We start from the raw sequence: 20806 nt of genomic DNA on the forward strand, positions 1-20806 counted from the left end.
TGACAATCAATCCCTTATGACAAGCTGGCCGGGACGGCCGATATCAGCGTCCGGATTTCATTTGCCAATGGCTCAACCTGATCGCGGATGATTCTAGCTGCGGTACAGGAATGAATGCCCCTTGTCGTCGAACAGATGCAACTTCTCCGGATCAGCGGTGAGCCGCAAGCGGCTGCCCTTTGCGATCTGATGAATGCCCGGCAGTTTGGCGATTACCCCCGAGGCTCCGTTTTCCGGCTTGAAATAGAATACGGTCGTCTCGCCAAGCGCTTCGACGATTTCCACCTCGACGGACAGCAGATAGTCGTCGCCCTGCGTGATCTTCAGATCTTCCGGGCGCACTCCGAGCCGGACCGCACGGCCCTTGTCGCCCGGATTGGAGGCAATCGGCACCGATGCCTTGCCACCATCCGCCAGACGCAAGCCTGTGGCAGCGCCCGTCCCGGTGATTTCGGCATCGACGAGGTTCATGGCCGGTGAGCCGATGAACTGGGCGACAAATGTGTTGGCCGGCCGCTCGTACAGCTCCAGAGGCGCGCCGACCTGTTCGATATTGCCCCCATGCAGCACAACGATCCGGCTGGCGAGCGTCATCGCCTCCACCTGATCATGGGTGACATAGATCATCGTGCTGTCGGGCATGCTTTCCTTCAGCTGGGCGATCTCGATCCTTGTCGCAACCCGCAAGGCCGCATCCAGATTGGACAGCGGCTCGTCGAACAGGAACACTTTCGGATCGCGCACAATCGCCCGGCCAATGGCCACACGCTGGCGCTGACCGCCGGAAAGCGCTTTCGGCAGCCGGTCGAGATAGGGTTCCAGCTGCAGGATGCGCGCGGCATTGGCAACTGCGGCGTCAATGTCCGCCCTGGGCTTCCTGGCGATCTTCATGCCGAAGGCCATGTTGTCCCGAACGGTCATGTGCGGATAAAGCGCGTAGGTCTGAAACACCATGGCGATGCCACGCCGGGACGGAGGCACGTCGTTCATGTGCTCATCGTCGATCTCGAGCGTGCCGCCGGTGATCGTTTCCAGACCGGCGATCATCCGCAGAAGCGTGGACTTGCCGCAGCCCGACGGGCCGACAAAGACGACCAGTTCGCCCTTGCCGATGTCCAGATCGATGTCGCGCAGCACCTCGACCTTGCCGTAGGACTTGCTGACACCTTTGAGGGAAAGCGAGGTCATGCGGAATTCTCCGTTCTGATTATCATTCCGCTATTTCACCGAACCGGCCAGCAGGCCGCGCACGAGATAGCGCTGCAATGCAAAGAAAACGATCAGGGGCACAAAGATCGACACGAACGCCCCGGCGGTGAGCACTTCCCAATTGCCGCCGCGCGAGCCGAGCAGCTCCCGCAACCGGCCCGTCATCACAAGCTGGTCCTCGTTGTTGCCGAGGAACACGGTTGCGACCAGAAGGTCGTTCCAGACCCACAGGAACTGGAAGATGGCAAACGACGCGAGGGCCGGGAACGACAGCGGCAGAATGATCTTCCGGAAGATCTCGAAGTCGGATGCACCGTCCACCCGCGCGCTTTCGATGATCTCCTTGGGCAGCCCCCGGATGTAGTTTCGAAGCAGATAAATGGCGAGCGGCAGGCCAAAGGCGGTATGGGCAAGCCAGATCCCGATATAGCTCTTGCCGATGCCGATATCCGTATAAAGCCGCAAGAGCGGAATCAGCGACATCTGAAGCGGCACCACCAGCAGCCCGACCACACCGGCCAGCAACAGCGCGCGCCCCGGAAACTGCATCCAGGCAAGCGCATAAGCCGCATAGGCCGCAATCAGGATCGGGATCACCGTGGCCGGGATCGTCACCGTCAAGGTGTTGATGAAGGACTTGCCGATGCCTTCGGAAAACAGCACTTCCTGATAGTTCTGGGCGGTGAAACGCGGCGGTTCCGTTGCGGTGAAAAAGATGCGCTGGCCCCGGCGGCCGCTCATCGCTTCATCAGATTCAAGCTGATAGGCCCCATCGGATTGAACCGTCAGCCGCGCGCCGTTGCGAAGTTCAGCGGTCCCGCCAACCGCAAAGGCTTGCGGGTCGCGGCTGCTGATCCCGAACCGGCTGATGGTGCCGCCGGTCTTGCCGCCAAAAACATTGCCCTCAATGTAGAATTTTCCGTCCCGCTCGAATTGTTCGCTTGGCGCAGGCGCACGAACGATCTGGTTGCGTTCCGTCGAAGTCAGCGCCGTCCACCATCCCGAGACGGAGAGCTGGTCGGCATCGCGCAAGGACGAGACCAAAAGCCCGAAGGTCGGGATGGTCCAAAGCAGCACAAGCGCCACCACCGACAGATTGACCACCCACACCAGAAGCGGACGTTGTCCGGCCACAGTTTCCATAGTCTTGTCTCACGCTTCCTTGCGGGCTTCGCGGATGTTCCAGATCATGATCGGGATCACGGTGAACATGATGACGAGGGCGATGGTCGACGCACGGCCGAAATCGAGGCCCCGGAACATCCAGTCGAACATGTAATTGGCCAGAACCTGGGTCCCCCACTGGCCGTTGGTCATGGCAAGCACGATGTCGAAGACCTTCAGAACCAGGATCGTGATGGTCGTCCAGACCACGGCGATCGTGCCCCAGATCTGCGGCACCTTGATCTTGAAGAAGATCTGCAAGGGACTTGCCCCGTCGAGGATCGCTGCTTCCACGGTTTCTTCAGGGATGCCCCGCAAGGCTGCCGACAGGATCACCATGGCAAAGCCGGTCTGGATCCAGATCAGGATCATCATCAGGAAGAAATTGTTCCAGAACAGAACCGTCATCCACGGCTGCGGCTCGATGCCGAGCGCCGTGACGATGGCGTTCAGAAGGCCGATCTGCTCGCTCCCCTCGCCCCGGTAGTCGTAAATGAACTTCCAGATGATCGAGGCCCCGACAAAGGAGATCGCCATCGGCATGAAAATCAGCGACTTGGCGATGTTGCCCCACCGGATCCGGTCGGTCAGCGCCGCCGCGACCAGGCCGAAAAAGGTGGACGCGGCGGGAACCACAACAAGCCAAAGGAGGTTGTTGCGGATACTCTCATGGAACCCCGGATCAGAGGCCAGCCACTGATAGTTCTTCAGTCCGACAAATTCCTCGCCCGACGGACCGTGAAGGGAGAGAATGACCGAGTTGATGACCGGATAAACCAGATAGACCCCCAGCAGGAAGATCGCAGGCCCGAGAAACAGCCAAGGCCGGATCGCGTTGGCCCTGAGGATATTGGCGCCGGCATTGCGGCCCCGGCCCGGATAGACCAGATCCAGCACCCTGTTCGCCCCCCAGAAATAGAGCGCGCAGACGCCGACCGCTCCGGCCATCCATGCAAGTGCGTAAAACAGTTGTGTCATCACGCCTCCCTCAGGGCTTTGCAGACAAGTGTTGTTCCCGGGCTCTCATGGCCCGGATGTCTGTCATTTCCCGATGACGGTCCAAATCCATCCGCAATCATGCCGGGCCATTTTACTGTTCCCCCGGCCGCCATGCAGAACAAAACCGCAGGGCCTTGTCCGGGGTGACGAACGGGGGCAATGGGCTCCTGTTCAACCAGGCGCCCCCCTTATCACGCGTGCTTGCCCGGCTTACTTGACCGCATCCCAGCTGTTCTGGATTTCTGTCGCGACCTCATCGGCCGGTTTGCCGCCGGTGTAGTCGACCATTCCGGTCCAGAACGAGCCGGCACCGACCGCTCCGGGCATCAGATCGGAGCCGTCGAACCGGAACGCGGTGGCGTTCAGCAGGATGTCCCCCATGGCCTTGAGAGAGTCGTCCGCATAGGTTTCGGTGTTGACGCCCTTGTGCGGGGTCAGGAACCCGACCTGCGCCATCCAGACCTCATGCGCGATTGGCGATTTCAGAAACTCGATCAGCGCATGGGCTTCCGGCGTGTCATTGGTGATGGCAAACAAGGTGCCGCCGCCAAGCACCGGCCGTCCGAGGTCCTTGCCCTCATAAGCCGGAAAATAGAAGAAATCCGCATCAAGGCCGACTTCGACGTCCTCCGGGAAAACGGCCGGAATGAAACTCGCCTGACGGTGCAGGTAACACTTCGGCGGCGAGGTGAAGAGCCCCTTCGGACTGTCGCGGAAATCGGTCGACGAGACGGCACCCGCTCCGCCATCGACATAGTCGTCATTGCGCGCAAACGCGCCGAATTCCTCAATCGCGGCAACGACCCGCGGATCGTCGAACGGGATCTCGTTGGAGACCCACTGATCATAGACTTCCGGCGGCTGGGTGCGCAGCATCATGTCCTCGACCCAGTCGGTCGCCGGCCAGCCGGTTGCCCCGCCCGAACCCAGACCGATACACCAGGGCGTACCGCCATCGGCAACGATCTGGTCGGTCAGCGCCTTGAGCTCCTCCATGGTCTCGGGCACGTCATAGCCGGCATCGTCGAAATTGTCCGGGCTGTACCAGACCAGGGACTTCAAATCGACCTTGTAGAAAAACCCGTAAAGATCCTCGCTCCCGTCCTTGCCCGTATACGTGCCGAGATCGACCCAGGACGGACCGGCAGCATAGTTGTCCCGGACCCAGTCCGCGGTGCCGCCGGCCAACGGTGTGAGCAGCCCCTTGGAGGCGAGATCGGCGGCAAGACCCGGCTGCGGGAAAACGGCCACATCCGGTGGCGAGCCCGCCTGCGTGTCGATCACGATCTGCTGTTCGAAACTGTCGGAACCGGAATATTGCACGTCAATCCCGGTCGCCGCCTCGAAATAGGCCAGCGTCGCCTTGACGTTGTCATCGTCCGGCGTCAGCCACGGGCCGAATACGGAAACACTCTTGCCGGACAGGTCCTGCGACTTCAGCGCCTCGTAGCTTTCCCAGTTGAACCGCGGGTCCTCCCCCGGCTTGAAAAGCAGGTCGTCTTCGGTGGCAACACCCTGTTGCGCCATGGCCCCTCCCGCCAGGGCGACAGCCAGAAGTGATCCGGCCGCACAGGCCAGAAAGCGTGATTTCATGTCTTCCCTCCCACCTTTTCCAGGCCGTTCCTGCGACCTTTGCGTGTCATGGTAGCCGCCACACCGGCTATCAGCAACTTTGTTTCTTGTTATTCAAACCGCTTTGGAAACAAGGTTTACCATGTCCGGCACCTGAGGCCTTGTCAAGGAAGGAAAACCTTAATTATGCTTGTGTCAGGTGTTGCACCGCAGCACAAGCGCGGGGCCAAACCGCTTTCAAATCCGGGGCAGACACGTGAATCTCAAGGAACTTTCGAACGCGCTCGGCCTGTCGCAGACAACCGTGAGCCGGGCTCTCAACGGCTATCCGGAAGTCAGCGCCAAAACCCGGGCCCGCGTTGTCGAAATGGCAAGAAAACTGGGTTACGAACCGAACCAGCAGGCACAAAAACTCGCGACAGGCCGGGCGATGGCCATTGGCCATGTGATCCCCCGGTCGGTCCATGACATGATGAACCCGATCTTCCTGGAATTCATCGCCGGTGCCGGGCAGACCTATTCCGGGCATGGCTATGACATGATCCTGTCTGTTGTGGAGGATGCGCGCGAGGAAGAAGCCTTCCGCGAGATCGCGCGCAAGAAGAAGGCCGACGGCGTCATCCTTCAGGGACCGCGGGTTCAAGAAACACGCCATGACCTGCTGGATGAACTGGGGCTGCCCTATATCGTTCACGGCCGGATCAGCGGCGCGGAAGAGCGCACCAGCTGGATCGACGTCAACAACCTGCGGGCTTTTGAGAGGGCCACCAAGCTGCTGCTTGATCTCGGACATCGCCGCATCGCCCTGATCAACGGCCGGGAAACCATGGATTTCGCGGCCCGCCGCAGGGCGGGCTATGAAAAGGCCCTGGCCGATTTTGGCCTTGAGGTCGATCCGGCGCTGATATCAAGCGCCGACATGACCGAACCCTACGGCGCAGAAACCGCGTACCGGCTGCTGAAATCGAAAACCCCGCCAACCGCCTTTCTGGTTGCCAGCATGATCAGCGCGATCGGCGTTTCAAGGGCGATCAGTCTTGCGGGCCTGAAAATGGGTCAGGATGTTTCGGTCATCACCCATGACGATGCCCTGTCGTTCCTGCCCAACAGCGGCGACATGCCGATCTTCACCTGTACCCGCTCCTCAATACGGCAGGCCGGAATGCGCGCTGCCGAGATGATCCTGCAGAAAGTCCAGACCCCTGACGGCCCGCCGATCTGCGAACGGCTGGAGGCGGAACTGATCATCGGCCAGTCGACCGGGCCTGCACCGTCAGTTGAGGGTGCCCAGAAATCAGGTTGAGGAAATCTGGACCAGCACTATGCAGAGGTCTCCGCCGGTATGCTACGGACCAGACAGGCTCGCCGATCCGGGATAGAACCTTCCGGTATTTCCGGGATGACGATTACAGGCGGTGGAATACAAAAAACCCGGCAGCCATGCCGCCGGGTTTTCTGTTTTGGAACTTACTGATCGCCGGCGTTGCGTGATCAGTTGCCCTGCCTTAGTGGGTGGCCGGGGTCACCATGGCGGTGATCGTGTCCTGAACGGTCAAAACACCGAGCGGCGCGCCGGTACCGTTCACGACATTCGCCTCGCTGATGCCGGAATCGGCAAAGGTCTTGGCCGCTTCTTCCAGCATGATGCCCGACGGAATGGTCAGACCGCCTTCAAGCGTCTTGGACCTGTCCATCACCGTATCGACCTTGATCACCCGGCCCCGGTTCACTTCCTTCACGAAGTCGGAAATGTAGGAATCGGCCGGACGCAAGACGATTTCCTGCCCCGTGCCCTGCTGGATCACGGCACCGTCTCGCAGGATCGCGATCTTGTCGCCAAGCCGCAAAGCCTCGTCCAGATCGTGGGTGATGAACACGATGGTCTTGTGCAGCTCTTCCTGAAGGTCGAGCAACACCGTCTGCATGTCCATCCGGATCAGCGGGTCGAGCGCGGAGAAGGCCTCGTCCATCAACAGGATGTCGGCGTCATTGGTGAGTGCGCGGGCAAGACCCACGCGCTGCTGCATACCGCCAGACAGCTGGTTCGGATAGTGGCTTTCAAACCCTTCCAGACCGACGCGCGCAATCCAGCGGGCCGCCCGCTCCTCGGCTTCCTTCATCGGAACGCCCTGGATCTCCAGCCCGTAGACGGTGTTCTTCATCACCGTCCTGTGCGGCAGAAGAGCGAACTTCTGGAACACCATCGCGGTCTTGTGACGGCGGAACGCGCGCAGCTCGTTCTGGGACATCTTGCAGACATCTTCGGAGCCGTAGAGCACCTCGCCCGCCGTCGGATCGATCAGCCGGTTGATGTGGCGGATCAGGGTCGACTTGCCCGAACCCGACAACCCCATGACGACCTGGATCTTGCCGGCCGGCATGGAAATGTTGATGTCGTTCAGACCGAGAACGTGGTTGAACTTTTCGTTCAACTCGGCCTTGGACATGCCGTCCTTGACCTTCTGGACCATGTCCTTGCCGTTCGGCCCGAAGATCTTGTAGAGGCTCTTGATCTCAATCCCGCTGACCTCAGCCATGGACCACCTCCGAGTGTTTCTGCAGACGCTTGCCATAGGCCTGGGTCGCACGGTCAAAAATGATGGCGATACCCACGATTGCCAGACCGTTCATGACACCCATGGTGAAATACTGGTTGGCAATGGCGTTGAGAACCGGCTGGCCGAGGCCCTTCACGCCGATAAGTGCAGCCACAACAACCATTGCGAGAGCCATCATGATGGTCTGGTTGATACCGGCCATGATCGTCGGCAGCGCAAGCGGCAGCTGTACATTGACCAGTTTCTGGCGGCCATTGGACCCGAATGCATCAGCGGCCTCGAGCACTTCCGGATCCACGAGACGGATTCCGAGATTGGTGAGGCGGATAATCGGCGGGATTGCGTAAATAACAATTGCGATCAGGCCCGGAACCTTGCCGAGGCCGAAGATCATCACGACCGGAATCAGATACACAAACGCCGGCATCGTCTGCATCAGGTCGAGAATGGGATTGACAACCCCTTGCGCCCGGTCGGAACGGGCCATGAGAATCCCGATGGGAATGCCGAGAATGATGGCCAGCAATGTACTGGTGACAACCATCGCAATCGTGCGCATGGTGTCTTCCCACATTCCGAACACGCCAATGAGCGCAAGTGCGGCCAAGGCACTCACAGTGATCTTGACGTTTCGGCTCATGAAGTAAACGATCCCGACCAGTACAGCCAGGACAATCGGCCATGGCGAACCGATCAGCAAACCCTCGAGGAACACCAAAAAATCTTCGAGCGGCTCGAATGCCTGCTCAAGCGTCTCGCCGTAAGCCCGAGTAAACTCGCGAAAACTGCCGTCAATCGCGATTCGCATGTCGCGAAGCGTGCCACGGCTCAGCGACGGAAACTCTATCCAATCCATCTTGTAACCCCGATGGTATAATTGCGCCCCATGACGGAAGCCGCGCCCGAGCGCGGCTTCCCATAGTTCTTATTGTTCTGTTTTATCACACTTAGAGAGCGGCTTTTACTTTTTCGGCCACATCATCCGGAACCCACTTGGACCAGACGTCTTCGTAGTTCTCCAGGAAGTAGTAGGCGCCGTCTTCATTGGTCGCCTGGTTTTCGCTCATCCAGGCAAGAACCTTGCCGGCCGTCCGGTTGTCCCAGGTCCGGCCCTTGACATAGTCCATGGCAACGCCGGCCTTGTTCGCGAAATCGTCGGTCACGACCGTGAAGACTTCGGATTTGACCCATGCGTTCGGCTTGGGATCCGGGCAGTCCTCAATCACCGTACAGGTGTCCCACTCTTCCTTGTCGTGCGGAGCGCCGATGTCGAGCAGGGTCATGTCGTACTTGCCGAGGATTGCAGTCGGGGCCCAGTAGTAGCCGAGCCAGCCTTGACCGCGCTCGTTGGCCCGCGCCAAAGAACCATCAAGGCCCGCGGCCGAGCCCGGATCAACCAGAGTGAACCCCTTTTCTTCCGCATCAAACGCGCGGAACTGGTTTCCGGTCGTGATGCGGCAGTTCCATCCGGTCGGGCAGGTGAACCATGCACCCTTGCTTTCGTCTTCCGCACCCGGGAACAGGTCCGGACGCGCGAGCGCATCTTCAACGGTGTAGATGTTGTGCTCTTCGGCGATAGATGTCGGAACCCAGAAGCCCTCGACGCCACCTTCATTCAGCACTTCGCCGCCGATGATCAGCTCGCCTTCGGCAACTGCCCGGTCAAGCGGCTCCCGCACGGCATTGATCCAGAGCTCCGGTGCAATATCCGGCTCGGCCTTTTCGTTCATCGACGTGAAGGTCGGCATGGTGTCACCAGGGACAAGTTCAACGGTACAACCGTAGCCATTTTCCAGGATGAACTTGTCGATATTCGCGATCGCACCGGCAGACGCCCAGTTCATTTCCGCCATGCTGACTTTGCCACAGTCTTCCTGTGCCATCGCGGAGGTAGCAGCGAGGCTGAGAGCCGCCCCGGCAACCGATACAAACAACTTCCTCATGAAGGTACTCCTTGCTGCATTTTTATTTTTTCAGACTGATCCATCGAGACGGGGAATACGCAATCGTATTCCCTGTCTCGACGAAGCAATAAGGTAATGATTGCGAAACATAGGGGTGTCAGCGCGATCAGATAACTCAACGTTCTGAAGTTGTCTTCAAGACTTGCTACCGACATCAACCCACTTCTAAACCAGACTTATTTCCCTCAGGTCACCCGAGGAGCCGGATACCGTGCGAAATTGTTTCCGCACGAGCTATTGCATTTGACAGGATGCATATTTGCATCATCTGGCGACTTAGACAACAGCAATGCTGCATTTCTGTTACGGTCCGCAATGAATGCAGAAAAGAACACCGCCATTGCGACATAATCATGCTCATATACGCCACATGGCGCATAAAAATTATTGAACACCGCAAATTTTCCAAGGGTCTGGAGGCCTTGAGCACGATTTTCATGAAGAATTATCGCAATGAAATCGCGCTCTATGTGCAATGTTTGGATCGTCTTGAAAATCCTTGGAAGGCAGTTGGCGCAGGCACATTCAGAATTTCACGATTTCCGTTGCCGTCTCATAAACTGTTTTCCATTCGAAAACGCGAGGGCGCATCGCCAGGGATTGTTTATGATTTGGAAAGACACCTTGTTCTGCCAAAAGTCTAAAGCAACGCTTCCGTATTCTTTGAGTGTACTTGGTGCTTGAGCGTATCGTGAACTTCGGCGGGATGAGCGGCGGGCCTCCAGATCGCCAGCAAGCGCTCAAGACAAGTGAAACGGCCAGCAAGGCCCCCGGCATTCTTCTTCGGCACGCCCTTGCCAACCGGTTCGGGTTCCGTTTGTCTGGCGGGCAAATCGCTTCAATGTGCAAGGTCCCCGGTTTCATGAGTCTGGTTATCCCGTTCGTCTTCCGTCCGCATTCCCGGGAAAACTGGGACGCTGTCCTTGCCGAAGAACTGAAACACATCGGCACGATCAAGCCCTTCGACGCGCTGAGCGACACGGAACGAAGGGCCGCCCGGTTTGCGATCGTGGCCAATCCGGATCCGCAGGACGTTGCCCGGCTGCCCAATCTGGAATGGGTGCAAAGTCTTTGGGCGGGCGTCGAACGGCTGACGGCCGAATTGCCGGCGGATGGACCGCGGATTGTCCGCCTCGCCGATCCGCAAATGGCGGTCACCATGTCCGAGGCGGTGCTCGCCTGGACGCTTTATCTGCACCGGGACATGCCCCGCTATGCCCGCCAGCAGAGCGAACGGCGCTGGAAGGAACACGCGCTCATAACCCCCGATCAACGGCGCATCGGAATACTGGGTCTTGGCGCACTGGGTCAGGCTGCAGCGCTTCGTCTGCGGGCGAATGGCTTTCGCGTGTCGGGGTGGAGCAGATCACCCAAGAGTGTGGCGGGGGTCGACTGCTTCCATGGTCAGAACGGCCTGGAAGAAGTGTTGGCGCGGTCCGGCATTCTGGTCCTGCTCATGCCATTGACCTCCGAAACACGCGGACTGGTCAATGCGGGCCTTCTGGCACGGCTTCCGAAAGGGGCAAGTCTGATCAACTTTGCGCGCGGTCCGATCGTGGATGACACGGCACTGATTGAAGCACTTGACGCAGGCCATCTCTCACACGCAGTCCTTGACGTCTTTTCGGTCGAGCCCCTTCCCGCCGGTCATCCCTACTGGAGCCACCCGGCAGTCACTGTCCTGCCGCATATCTCTGCACCGACACTGGCCAAAAGTGCTGTTGCGATCCTCGCTGAAAACATTGCTGCCTATCTCAAGACCGGAAACATTCCGGACAGTGTGGACCGGAAACGGGGATACTGACCGCGCCAGCCTTCATCGTCGCATACTTGTAAAAAATGACGCTTAATGGGTCTGCCAGATCCGCCTCGACCACCGAAAGGCCCCTTCATGGCAGACTTGCCCATCCTCGGCGCAGCGTTGACCGTAGAGACGCTGGAAACACACCGCGACCTGATCATCGAAAAACACCGTGATCTCGAAATCCAGGATTTTGTCAGTGCCGATCTCCTGAACGGCGATTGGCAGGATGCTGTCGCCCGTGCGCTCAAACTGCTTGACGGGCATGAAGGCCGCGTCGGCATCCACGGCCCGTTCTGGGGGCTCGCCCTTGACGCAAACGATCCGGACATCCGCACTGTCGTAAGAAAGCGGCTGCTGCAGGGGCTGGAGGTCTGCGAGGCCCTCAAGGCGACCCATATGGTCGTGCACAGCCCCTATTCGACGTGGGATTACAACAATCTGGACAACTACCCGGCTGCCCGCGACCGCAAGATCGAATTGTGTCACGAAACCATGGCAGACGCCGTCAAGCGTGCGGAAAGCATCGGCTGCGAGCTGGTGATCGAGAACATCGAGGACAAGGACCCCGCCGACCGGCTGCGGCTTGCGAAAAGTTTTTCATCCGATGCCGTCAAGGTCTCGATCGATACCGGGCATGCGCATTATGCCCATGGCAGCACCGGCGCGCCTCCGGTCGACTATTATGTGCAGGCGGCCGGCAACATGTTGCGCCATGTGCATTTGCAGGACGCCGACGGATATGCCGACCGGCACTGGCCGCTTGGTGAAGGCACGATCAACTGGCCTTCGGTGTTCTCGGCCTTGGCCGGGCTCGACAGCAATCCGAGACTGATCATCGAACTGAGGGATCACGACGGCCTCAAGGCATCCATCGCCAATATGGCGGCCTTGGGACTGGCGCAGTAATCCGCAAGCTTTTGTCTTTGGCAAGAAACCGCCCGGCCAGCAAACCTGTTGGCCGGACGAAACTGTGTCAGCAATCGGCCGGCTCAGCCCATGGCCCAGGGGCCGTGGAAGCCCTTGCCGTCCTTGTCGGTCCGCTCAAACCCGTGGGCGCCGAAGAAATCGCGCTGGCCCTGCAGCATGTTCGCCGTCGACCGCCCCGTGCGCATGGTGTCGAAATAGGCCAAAGCCGCCGACAGCGCCGGCAGCGCCAGCCCGCTCAGAGCGCCTTGCGCCACCACAGCCCGCAAGGCCGCATGGGTTTCCTTAAGTTTCTCGGCAAAGAAGGGCGCAAACATCAGGTTGCGGTCCGGATCCTCGGTCAAGGCGGTTGCCATGTCGTTCAGCATCGCCGAGCGGATGATGCAGCCATTGCGCCAGATCCTGGCGATCTCGGGCAGAGGCATCGACCAGCCATACTGCTTGGCAGCTTCCAGAATCAGGTCGAAGCCCTGCGCATAGCAAACGATCTTGCCGGCGATCAGCGCAGCTTCAAGCAGTTCGGTCGCGATCTGGTCCTTGTCCATGGCCAGAGGAGCTGCTCCGAACACCTGCTCACCCTGACGCCGCAATGGCAGGCGGGCTGACATGTTGCGGGCCCCGACAGCGGCTTCAATCGTCCCGGCCGGCGTGCCGAGCATCAAAGCCTCGATTGCCGTCCAGCGGCCTGTGCCCTTCTGGCCGGCCGTATCCAGAATGATGTCCAGCATCGGCTTGCCGGTTTCGGGATCCGCAGCTCCTGCGACCTTGCCGGAGATCTCGATCAGGTAGGACTGTAGGAGCCCGCCGTTCCAGGTCCCGAAGACGTCCGCGATTTCCCCTGAAGAAAACCCGTAACCGTCGCGCATCACGCCATAGACTTCGGCAATCATCTGCATGTCGGCATATTCGATGCCGTTGTGAACCGTCTTGACCAGATGGCCCGCCCCTGCTTCCCCCAGATGCGCGGCGCAGGGCGTGCCTTCATATTTCGCCGAGATCGCTTCGAGAATGTGCCCGGCCTGATCCCAGCCATCGAGCGCGCCGCCGCCCATGATCGACGGCCCGTGGCGTGCACCTTCCTCGCCGCCGGAGACCCCGATGCCCATGAACCGGGGCCCGAGACGTGCCGCTTCTTCGGCCCGGCGGTTGGTGTCGTGATAATTCGCGTTGCCTGCATCGATGATCAGGTCTTGAGCGTCCAGCAAGGGCCGCAAGGCTGCAATCTGGGCGTCCACCGCGTCTCCGGCCGGAACCATCAGGATGATGGCCCTTGGGGACTTGATCGACGCGACAAAGCCTTCCAGGTCTGCAGACGGCACGATCTTATCCGCTAGAACAGCCGATTTCTTGTGAAACGCCTCTGTCTTCTCGGTCGTACGGTTGAAGACCGCAATCCTGAAGCCCTTTTCCGCGATGTTGAGGGCGAGATTGCCACCCATTGTGCCAAGCCCGATCAAGCCGATTTCCGCCTGATCACCCGCCGTCCTTGCGGTCATGGACTGTCCTTTCATGTCATTCAATCGATTCAGGGAATTGTTCTGAGGGCTGTCTTAATGGATAGGCTTTGTGGGGACAATGTGGGGGCCCGTGCATTTTCCATTTGCCTGCCGGAAACGGCTCCCCTGACGTCCTTCGATATGGCGAATGCCCGGCCGGATTGCCAGAGAAGCAGCCGATGCCGGACAAAAAACAGGCCGATCTCAGGATCTTGTCCGCAGACGCAGGAGCAGATCGATTTCCTCTTCAAGCGCTCTTCCATAGGCACGCGAGGCTGGGGGATGCGTCCTCCGGAACATCTCCTGACGAAACAGGCAATAAGCGGCAATACGCCAATGATAGGCCATCCTCTCGCGTTTGAACCGCTCGAGGACTTCGCTGTCCGGATAGAAGCGTATAAACCGCTCTTCCATATAGGCAGGCAAGGGACGAAGCCCGTAGAGTGACAACAGCCCGGGCGACAGGAAGCAGGCAAGATCCTCCGCCGGATCTCCGATGCCGGCATATTGCCAGTCAATCAGCCGCGGCCCGGCATTTGTCGACAACAGCGTCCCGAGGCACAATGTCCGGTGGACAAGGGCTGCCACGCCCGGACCGTCATCCGGAAAGTCATTGTCCTGCGGCCTGAGCTTTCTGAGGTTTTCCGCCCGCCGGTTGTTCGTGATACGCGCCAGGATCCCGTCGGCGTGACGTAAAACAGAAAAGGCCCCGGAAGGGACCTTTTTCAGCACACAATTCGAAACATCCTGACCGGCAAGGGAGCCGAGCAATTGCGCCGCCTCCTTAACATCTATCTCCACCGCCTTTGCCGGAACATACGTGTAGATCACCATTGGATTGCCGTCCGGGCTGATCATTGAACCGGCCAGCTCCGGGGCAAGCCCGACACCGTTCAGGCGGCTCAGGGCGGCGACTTCCACCTCCGGCGAGACCGCATAAAGCGGATCATTTATCACATTGGCGAAGAACTCCTTGATGATGAATATCCGGCTCTTCGACCTCAACTCCCAGAACCGGCAGGAATAACCGGACGGCAGGGCTCTCAACACGGTATTCCCGAGATCTGTCACGATCTTCTGTTCCCGCAAAAGCGCCAGCAAGGCGCCTTCGCCAATTCCCGAAATCACGCCCCAATCTCCCGTTGACTAGGGTTGGTCACGGAAGACGTCTTCCGTTGCGAAACCCGTCAAAACTATCAGGTTTTAACTAGCCGGTTTTGAGGGGCTTGCCCATCGCCCAAAGCCGGATGTCGCAGACAGATAACGAAGCGTCGCTCCTGGATGATGGTCACAACTGAAAAACAACTGCAGAGTGATTTTTTTATTCGTTGCAGGGAATAGACTGCTCACGCAATTTTCGAAAGGAAACACCATGACCGGTGCAGCCATCGAATCACAAGCGGCCGCAGAACCGGCGCGGCGCGGACGTAGACGGCGTGGAGGCTCCGGTCCGGACGCCGGGCCGGATCTTTTCCCGCAGAAGCCTTTCAAACAGCCCCGCCATATCTTCAAGCCTTTGGAGATCATTTCGGCCGACGAGCTGGAAAGCATCCATCAGGCGTCCCTGACGATCTTGAAGGAGGTCGGGATCGATTTCCTGCATGACGGCGCAAGAGACATGCTCAAGGCAGCCGGAGCCGATGTTGCAGCAGGTTCCGACCGGGTCCGGTTCGACCCCTCCATGATCGAGGACCTGATCGCAAAGGCACCCGCCGAATTTACCCTGCATGCCCGCAATCCGGCCCACAATCTGGTGATCGGGGGGGATCATGTGGCCTTTTCCTGCGTCGCGAGTGCACCGAATGCGCAGGACCGGGATGGTGGCAGGCGTCCGGGCAATCAGCAGGACTACCGGAATTTTCTGAAACTTGCCCAGTTCTTCAACGTCATCCATTGCGTCATGGGCTATCCGGTCGAACCGGTCGACATTCATCCTTCTGTCCGGCATCTGGATTGTGTGTCCGACATGGCCCGGCTGACCGACAAGGTGTTTCATATCTATTCGCTGGGACAAGAGCGCAATCTGGACGGCCTTGAAATCACCCGGATCGCCATGGGGCTGGACGACGAAACCTTCCGGCAGACCCCGTCAGTCGTCTCCGTCATCAACACCTCCTCCCCCTTGCGCCTCGATACACCGATGCTCCAGGGGTTGATCGAGATGGCCCGGGCCGGTCAGGTGAGTGTCGTCACGCCGTTCACTCTGGCCGGCGCGATGGCGCCTGTAACCGTGTCCGGCGCGCTGGTGCTCCAGAATGCGGAAGCCCTTGCCGGCATTGCCTTTGCGCAACTGGTCAAGCCCGGTGCGCCGGTGATCTATGGCGGCTTCACGTCAAATGTCGACATGCGCTCCGGTTCTCCGGCCTTCGGCACGCCGGAATATGTGAAGGCAGCCATTGCCGGCGGACAACTGGCCCGGCGGTACCGGTTGCCCTACCGGACGTCCGGCGTGTGCGCGGCCAACACGGTCGACTATCAGGCCGCCCTTGAAACGACCCTGTCGGAATGGGGCGCGCTCACAGGCGGCGGCAATCTGATCAAGCATGCTGCCGGGTGGCTGGAAGGCGGATTGTCGGCCGGGTTTGAAAAATTCATCGCCGATATCGATCTCCTGCAGATGCTGGCCGAATACCTGACGCCGCTCGACGTGTCACCGGAAGCACTTGCGCTGGATGCGATCCGCGATGTCGGGCCGGGCGGGCATTTCTTCGGCACCCAGCATACGCAGGAGCGCTACAAGACCGCGTTCTATCCCCCGATCGTTTCCGACTGGCGCAATTTCGAGACCTGGGCTGAGGCCGGCAGCCCGACCGCCTATGACAAGGCGAACATGCTCTACAAGAAAGCCCTGGAAGCCTATCAGACCCCGCCGCTTGATCCCGCAATTGACGAGGAACTCACAGCATTCGTGGCAAGGCGCAAGGAAGAAGGTGGCGCGCCGACGGATTTTTAGAACAGCTCCCGGCACCCATTGGGTGCCGCGAGACCCAAGACCCTCATGTCAGGTCGGTAGAATCAAACAGGGCCGGAGTATCAGATGAAGTCCCATTGTCAGGTTGTCGTCATTGGCGGCGGTGTTGTCGGTTGCAGCGTGCTTTATCATCTGACCAAGCTCGGCTGGACCGACGTGGTGCTGGTCGAGCGGGACGAACTCACATCCGGATCGTCCTGGCATGCAGCCGGCGGGTTTCACACCCTCAACGGCGACCCGAATGTTGCCCAGCTGCAAAGCTACACGGTCAGCCTCTACAAGGAGCTGGAGGAGATCTCCGGCCAGTCCTGCTCGCTGCACCTGACCGGCGGCGTGATGCTGGCCGACACGCCCGAACGCATGGATTTCCTGCGCCTTGCCCAGGCCAAGGGCCGTTATCTCGGCATGGATCTGGAACTGATCTCGGTGGCAGAGGCCAAGACAATGTTCCCGCTGCTCGACGAGAAGCATTTCATCGGCGCGCTCTGGGACCCGGTCGAAGGCCATCTCGATCCGTCCGGCACCACCCATGCCTATGCCAAGGCCGCCCGGATCAACGGCGCGGAGATCTACCGCCACACCAAGGTCGAGGATCTTGTCCAGACGCCGGACGGCACCTGGGACGTGATCACCTCAAAAGGCAGGATCCACGCGGAACATGTGGTCAATGCCGGCGGCCTGTGGGCCCGCGAATGCGGCCGCATGGTTGGTCTGGAACTGCCGGTTCTCGCCATGGAACACATGTATCTGCTCACCGAGGAGATGCCGGAAGTCACCGCCCACAACGCAGAAACCGGCAAGGAACTGATCGGCATTCTCGATTTCGCGGGCGAGATCTACACGCGGCAGGAAGGCAAGGGCATTCTGCTTGGAACCTATGAACAGGCCTGCAAGCCCTGGAGCCCGAAGGAAACCCCCTGGGATTTCGGCCACGAACTGCTTGCCCCCGATATCGACCGGATTGCACGGGAGCTTGAAATCGGCTTTTCGCATTTCCCCGCACTTCAGGATGCCGGGATCAAGCAGATCATCAACGGCCCCTTCACCTTTGCGCCGGACGGCAATCCGCTGGTCGGTCCGGTCAGGGGCCTGCGGAACTACTGGGTGGCCTGCGGCGTGATGGCGGGTTTCAGCCAGGGCGGCGGGGTCGGGCTGACCCTTGCCAACTGGATGATCGACGGCGATCCGGGCTACGACATCTGGGGCATGGATGTGGCGCGTTACGGCGATTGGGCCACCCTTGCCTATACCAATGCCAAGGTTCAGGAGAATTACCGGCGCCGGTTCCGGATCCGCTTTCCCAACGAGGAACTGCCCGCCGCGCGGCCGCACCAGACCACCCCTCTTTATGACCGCTTTCTGGCGCAAGGCGCGGTGATGGGGGACAGCTGGGGGCTGGAGACACCGCTCTGGTTTGCTGCGGAAGGTCAGGAGGCCAGGGACATTGTTTCCTTCCACCGCTCCAATGACTTCGAGGCGATCGGGGCCGAGTGCCGGACGGTGCGTGACAGCGTCGGCATAACCGAGATCGCCAATTTCGCGAAATACGAGATCACCGGACCCGGTGCCCTCGCCTTCCTCGACCGGATGATGACCAATGCCATGCCGAAGGTAGGCCGCATCATCCTGACGCCGATGCTGAACGAGCGCGGCAAGATCATCGGCGACTTCACCATCGCCCGGGCCGGAGAAGACCATTTCTACATGTTCGGGTCCTCGCAGGCCGAGGTCTATCACATGCGCTGGTTCGAGCGGCATTTGCCGGATGATGGCTCGGTCACGATCCGGCCGATCAATCTCGGCTGGGCCGGGCTGTCGATTGCCGGACCCAATGCCCGCAAGGTTCTGGAGAAGGTCGCGGGTTCGGATGTGTCCAACGCGGCCTTCCGGTTCATGGATTTCCGCGAGATGGACATTGCCAACGCGCCCTGCAAGGTCAACCGCATCTCCTATACCGGCGATCTCGGTTACGAGATCTGGATGACACCGGAATATGAGCGGCAGGTCTACGAAGCGCTGATGCAGGCCGGAGAAGAGTTCGGTATCCGCAATTTCGGCATGCGCGCGCTTCTTTCCCTCAGACTGGAGAAGAACTTCGGCACCTGGTTCCGCGAGTTCAGGCCGATCTACGGGCCATATGAGGCCGGTCTCGGGCGGTTCGTGAAACTCAACAAGCCGGACTTCATCGGCAAGGACGCGGCCTTGAAGGAACTGAACGAGGGGCCGGACCGCCTGCGGGTCGCCTTCGATGTCAAGGCGAACGGCGCGGACGTGCTTGGCGACGAACCGGTCTGGCACAAGGACAAGGTGGTCGGCTGGGTCACTTCGGGCGGCTATGCCCATCATGCCGGCAAGTCCCTCGCTCAGGGTTATGTCCCTGCCGATCTTGCCGCCGTCACCGCAGAAGATGCTTTCGAAATTGAAATCTTGGGCCACCGGCGCAAGGCCACCATCTTAACAGAACCGCCGTTCGATCCGGAGGCGGAACGCATGCGCATGTGATCCGCCTTGCGCTGCCGCACATGGGACAAGAGGAGACGTGACATTGACCATCGAACCGATGTTCGGGCGCCACAGGCGCAAGATCATGCCGAACGTTCTCCCCGATCATCCCGGCGTAACAGCGGACGCATCGGACCTTGCGGCTTATGCGATGGACAAGGCGTCCGCGCTCAACCGGCACATGCTCGGCTATGGCGCATTGGCGGAAGGCGAATGGGCAGCCCGCGGTCTCGGGGCTCCCGATCTGGACGCCCTGCGGGCCTATCGGCTGAAGCGGATCCGGAACGAACTGAAAAGGCAGGATCTTGCCGCTGCGATCCTGTGCGATCCGCTGAATGTGCGCTATGCGACCGACTGCACCAACATGCAGGTCTGGTGCACCCACAATGCCGTTCGCTACGCTTTCGTGGCAGCCGAAGGGCCGGTGGTTCTGTTCGACTTTCACAACTGCGACCATCTCTCGGCACACACGGATCTGGTGGATGAAATCCGTCACGGCGTGACCTGGTTCTATTTCGAGGCAGGTCCGCGCTCTGCGGAAAAAGCGGTCCGGTGGGCCGATGAGCTGGCCGATCTTGTTGAGACGCATGGCGCCGGCAACAAGCGCATTGCCGTTGACAAGGCCCGGCGCGAAGGGATTGCCGCCCTGGAGGCCCGGGGTCTCGAGATCCATGACGGCGAGGAAGTGATGGAACTGGCCCGCGCCGTCAAGGGACCGGACGAGATCAAGGCCATGCGCCGGTCCATTGCCGCCTGCGAAGCCGCCATGGCGGTGATGGAACGCTCGCTTCAACCCGGCATGAGCGAATGGGACCTCTGGGCCATCCTGCATGCGGAAAACATCCGGCGCGGCGGTGAATGGATCGAAACCCAGCTTCTTTCCTCGGGACCGCGCACCAATCCGTGGTTCCAGGAAGCTTCTTCAAAGATCATCGAAGCGGGCGAGATCGTCTCCTTCGACACCGATCTGGTCGGCCCTTACGGGATATGCTGCGACATCTCCCGCACGTGGCTTGCCGGCGACGGACGCCCGACCAACGAACAGCGCATGCTGTTCCAGATGGCCGCCGACCAGATCGCCGCCAACCGGTCGATGCTCGCGCCCGGAAAGACCTTTCGCGAGTTGAGCCATGGGGCGGTGAGCCTGCCCCCGGACTTCATCGCCAACCGCTATTCGGTCCTGTTTCACGGGGTCGGGCTGTGCGACGAATACCCGGCCGTGCCCTACCCCGAAGACTGGGCCGCGACCGGCTATGACGGTGTTCTGGAACCCGGCATGGTGGTTTGTGTCGAAAGCTATGTCGGCCGCCAGGGCGGCCATGAGGGGGTGAAGCTGGAGGAACAGGTGCTGATCACCGATACCGGTTTCGAACAACTCAGCACCTACCCGCTTGATGCACGTCTCATGGGGGCGTGACCGGGGCATTTGGAAAGCCGCCAAATCAGGTTGGCTCCTCCCGGCCAACCACCACGCGGAACCGGGATCGGGAAGTCGCGAAGGTACGCTTTCGGCCTCGGGGGATCAGCTTCCCGGCCATTTTGTCATAAAAGATCTCTGCATATTGAAGCCAATCGAAACATCCATAATTTGGCATTACGGCGCAGAAGTGCGCGATGACGCCATAAGAAATTGATTGTCAAGG

16 protein-coding genes are annotated in these 20806 nt (G+C 59.9%); 7 read left to right on the forward strand and 9 right to left on the reverse strand.

Features of this window, described 5'->3' with window-relative positions; all coding sequences use genetic code 11:
- Positions 1–93: 93 nt before the first annotated feature.
- The 4 genes from E1297_RS11955 to E1297_RS11970 all read right to left on the reverse strand — a co-directional run bounded on the left by E1297_RS11955 (position 94) and on the right by E1297_RS11970 (position 4899).
- Positions 94–1188 (reverse strand): ABC transporter ATP-binding protein, encoded by a 1095-nt coding sequence (locus E1297_RS11955; RefSeq protein ID WP_155138341.1) that lies wholly within the window; start codon positions 1186–1188, stop codon positions 94–96.
- Positions 1189–1218: 30 nt separating this feature from the next.
- The gene (locus E1297_RS11960) at positions 1219–2352 is read right to left on the reverse strand and encodes a carbohydrate ABC transporter permease (RefSeq protein ID WP_155138343.1); all 1134 of its coding nucleotides are present in this window, start codon (positions 2350–2352) and stop codon (positions 1219–1221) included.
- Between the two features lie 9 nt (positions 2353–2361).
- Entirely contained in the window at positions 2362–3351 is a 990-nt protein-coding gene (locus tag E1297_RS11965) for a carbohydrate ABC transporter permease (protein WP_155138345.1), read from the reverse strand.
- A 231-nt stretch (positions 3352–3582) separates the two neighbouring features.
- Positions 3583–4899, reverse strand: a complete 1317-nt coding sequence (locus E1297_RS11970) for an ABC transporter substrate-binding protein (protein WP_244327730.1) — start codon at positions 4897–4899, stop codon at positions 3583–3585.
- 301 nt (positions 4900–5200) lie between these two features.
- Here E1297_RS11970 and E1297_RS11975 point away from each other — a divergent pair, with 301 nt between their 5' ends.
- Positions 5201–6247 carry a LacI family DNA-binding transcriptional regulator gene (locus E1297_RS11975; RefSeq protein WP_368669536.1) on the forward strand — a complete coding sequence of 349 codons (1047 nt, stop codon included), beginning with the start codon at positions 5201–5203 and terminating at the stop codon, positions 6245–6247.
- Positions 6248–6449: 202 nt separating this feature from the next.
- Here E1297_RS11975 and E1297_RS11980 read toward each other — a convergent pair whose 3' ends face one another.
- From E1297_RS11980 to E1297_RS11990, 3 genes are all read right to left on the reverse strand, one after another.
- Positions 6450–7481, reverse strand: coding sequence for a glycine betaine/L-proline ABC transporter ATP-binding protein (locus E1297_RS11980; protein WP_155138350.1), 1032 nt, complete (start codon positions 7479–7481; stop codon positions 6450–6452).
- The gene (locus E1297_RS11985; RefSeq protein WP_155138351.1) at positions 7474–8358 is read right to left on the reverse strand and encodes a proline/glycine betaine ABC transporter permease; all 885 of its coding nucleotides are present in this window, start codon (positions 8356–8358) and stop codon (positions 7474–7476) included. Before E1297_RS11985 ends, E1297_RS11980 begins: the two co-directional genes overlap by 8 nt.
- A gap of 91 nt (positions 8359–8449) precedes the next feature.
- Positions 8450–9445: an ABC transporter substrate-binding protein gene (locus tag E1297_RS11990; RefSeq protein WP_155138353.1), complete on the reverse strand. Its 996-nt coding sequence runs from the start codon at positions 9443–9445 to the stop codon at positions 8450–8452.
- Between the two features lie 374 nt (positions 9446–9819).
- Here E1297_RS11990 and E1297_RS11995 point away from each other — a divergent pair, with 374 nt between their 5' ends.
- From E1297_RS11995 to E1297_RS12005, 3 genes are all read left to right on the forward strand, one after another.
- Complete coding sequence (locus E1297_RS11995) at positions 9820–10110, forward strand: hypothetical protein (protein WP_155138355.1); 291 nt, start codon at positions 9820–9822, stop codon at positions 10108–10110.
- A gap of 32 nt (positions 10111–10142) precedes the next feature.
- Positions 10143–11270 carry a 2-hydroxyacid dehydrogenase gene (locus tag E1297_RS12000; RefSeq protein ID WP_368669537.1) on the forward strand — a complete coding sequence of 376 codons (1128 nt, stop codon included), beginning with the start codon at positions 10143–10145 and terminating at the stop codon, positions 11268–11270.
- Positions 11271–11357: 87 nt separating this feature from the next.
- Entirely contained in the window at positions 11358–12176 is an 819-nt protein-coding gene (locus tag E1297_RS12005; RefSeq protein WP_155138357.1) for a sugar phosphate isomerase/epimerase, read from the forward strand.
- Between the two features lie 83 nt (positions 12177–12259).
- Here the strand turns inward: E1297_RS12005 and gndA are convergent, their stop codons facing one another.
- Complete coding sequence (gene gndA, locus E1297_RS12010; protein WP_209015760.1) at positions 12260–13690, reverse strand: NADP-dependent phosphogluconate dehydrogenase; 1431 nt, start codon at positions 13688–13690, stop codon at positions 12260–12262.
- A 204-nt stretch (positions 13691–13894) separates the two neighbouring features.
- Positions 13895–14818: a phosphotransferase gene (locus tag E1297_RS12015; RefSeq protein WP_155138360.1), complete on the reverse strand. Its 924-nt coding sequence runs from the start codon at positions 14816–14818 to the stop codon at positions 13895–13897.
- 244 nt (positions 14819–15062) lie between these two features.
- Between E1297_RS12015 and E1297_RS12020 the strand changes: the two genes are divergently transcribed.
- The 3 genes from E1297_RS12020 to E1297_RS12030 all read left to right on the forward strand — a co-directional run bounded on the left by E1297_RS12020 (position 15063) and on the right by E1297_RS12030 (position 20580).
- Positions 15063–16643: a trimethylamine methyltransferase family protein gene (locus E1297_RS12020; RefSeq protein ID WP_155138362.1), complete on the forward strand. Its 1581-nt coding sequence runs from the start codon at positions 15063–15065 to the stop codon at positions 16641–16643.
- An 84-nt stretch (positions 16644–16727) separates the two neighbouring features.
- Positions 16728–19163, forward strand: a complete 2436-nt coding sequence (locus E1297_RS12025; protein WP_155138363.1) for an FAD-dependent oxidoreductase — start codon at positions 16728–16730, stop codon at positions 19161–19163.
- A gap of 49 nt (positions 19164–19212) precedes the next feature.
- Positions 19213–20580, forward strand: a complete 1368-nt coding sequence (locus E1297_RS12030) for a M24 family metallopeptidase (protein ID WP_368669538.1) — start codon at positions 19213–19215, stop codon at positions 20578–20580.
- The last annotated feature ends 226 nt before the right edge of the window (positions 20581–20806 follow it).

The sequence above is a fragment of the Roseibium sp. RKSG952 genome, from assembly GCF_009711355.1.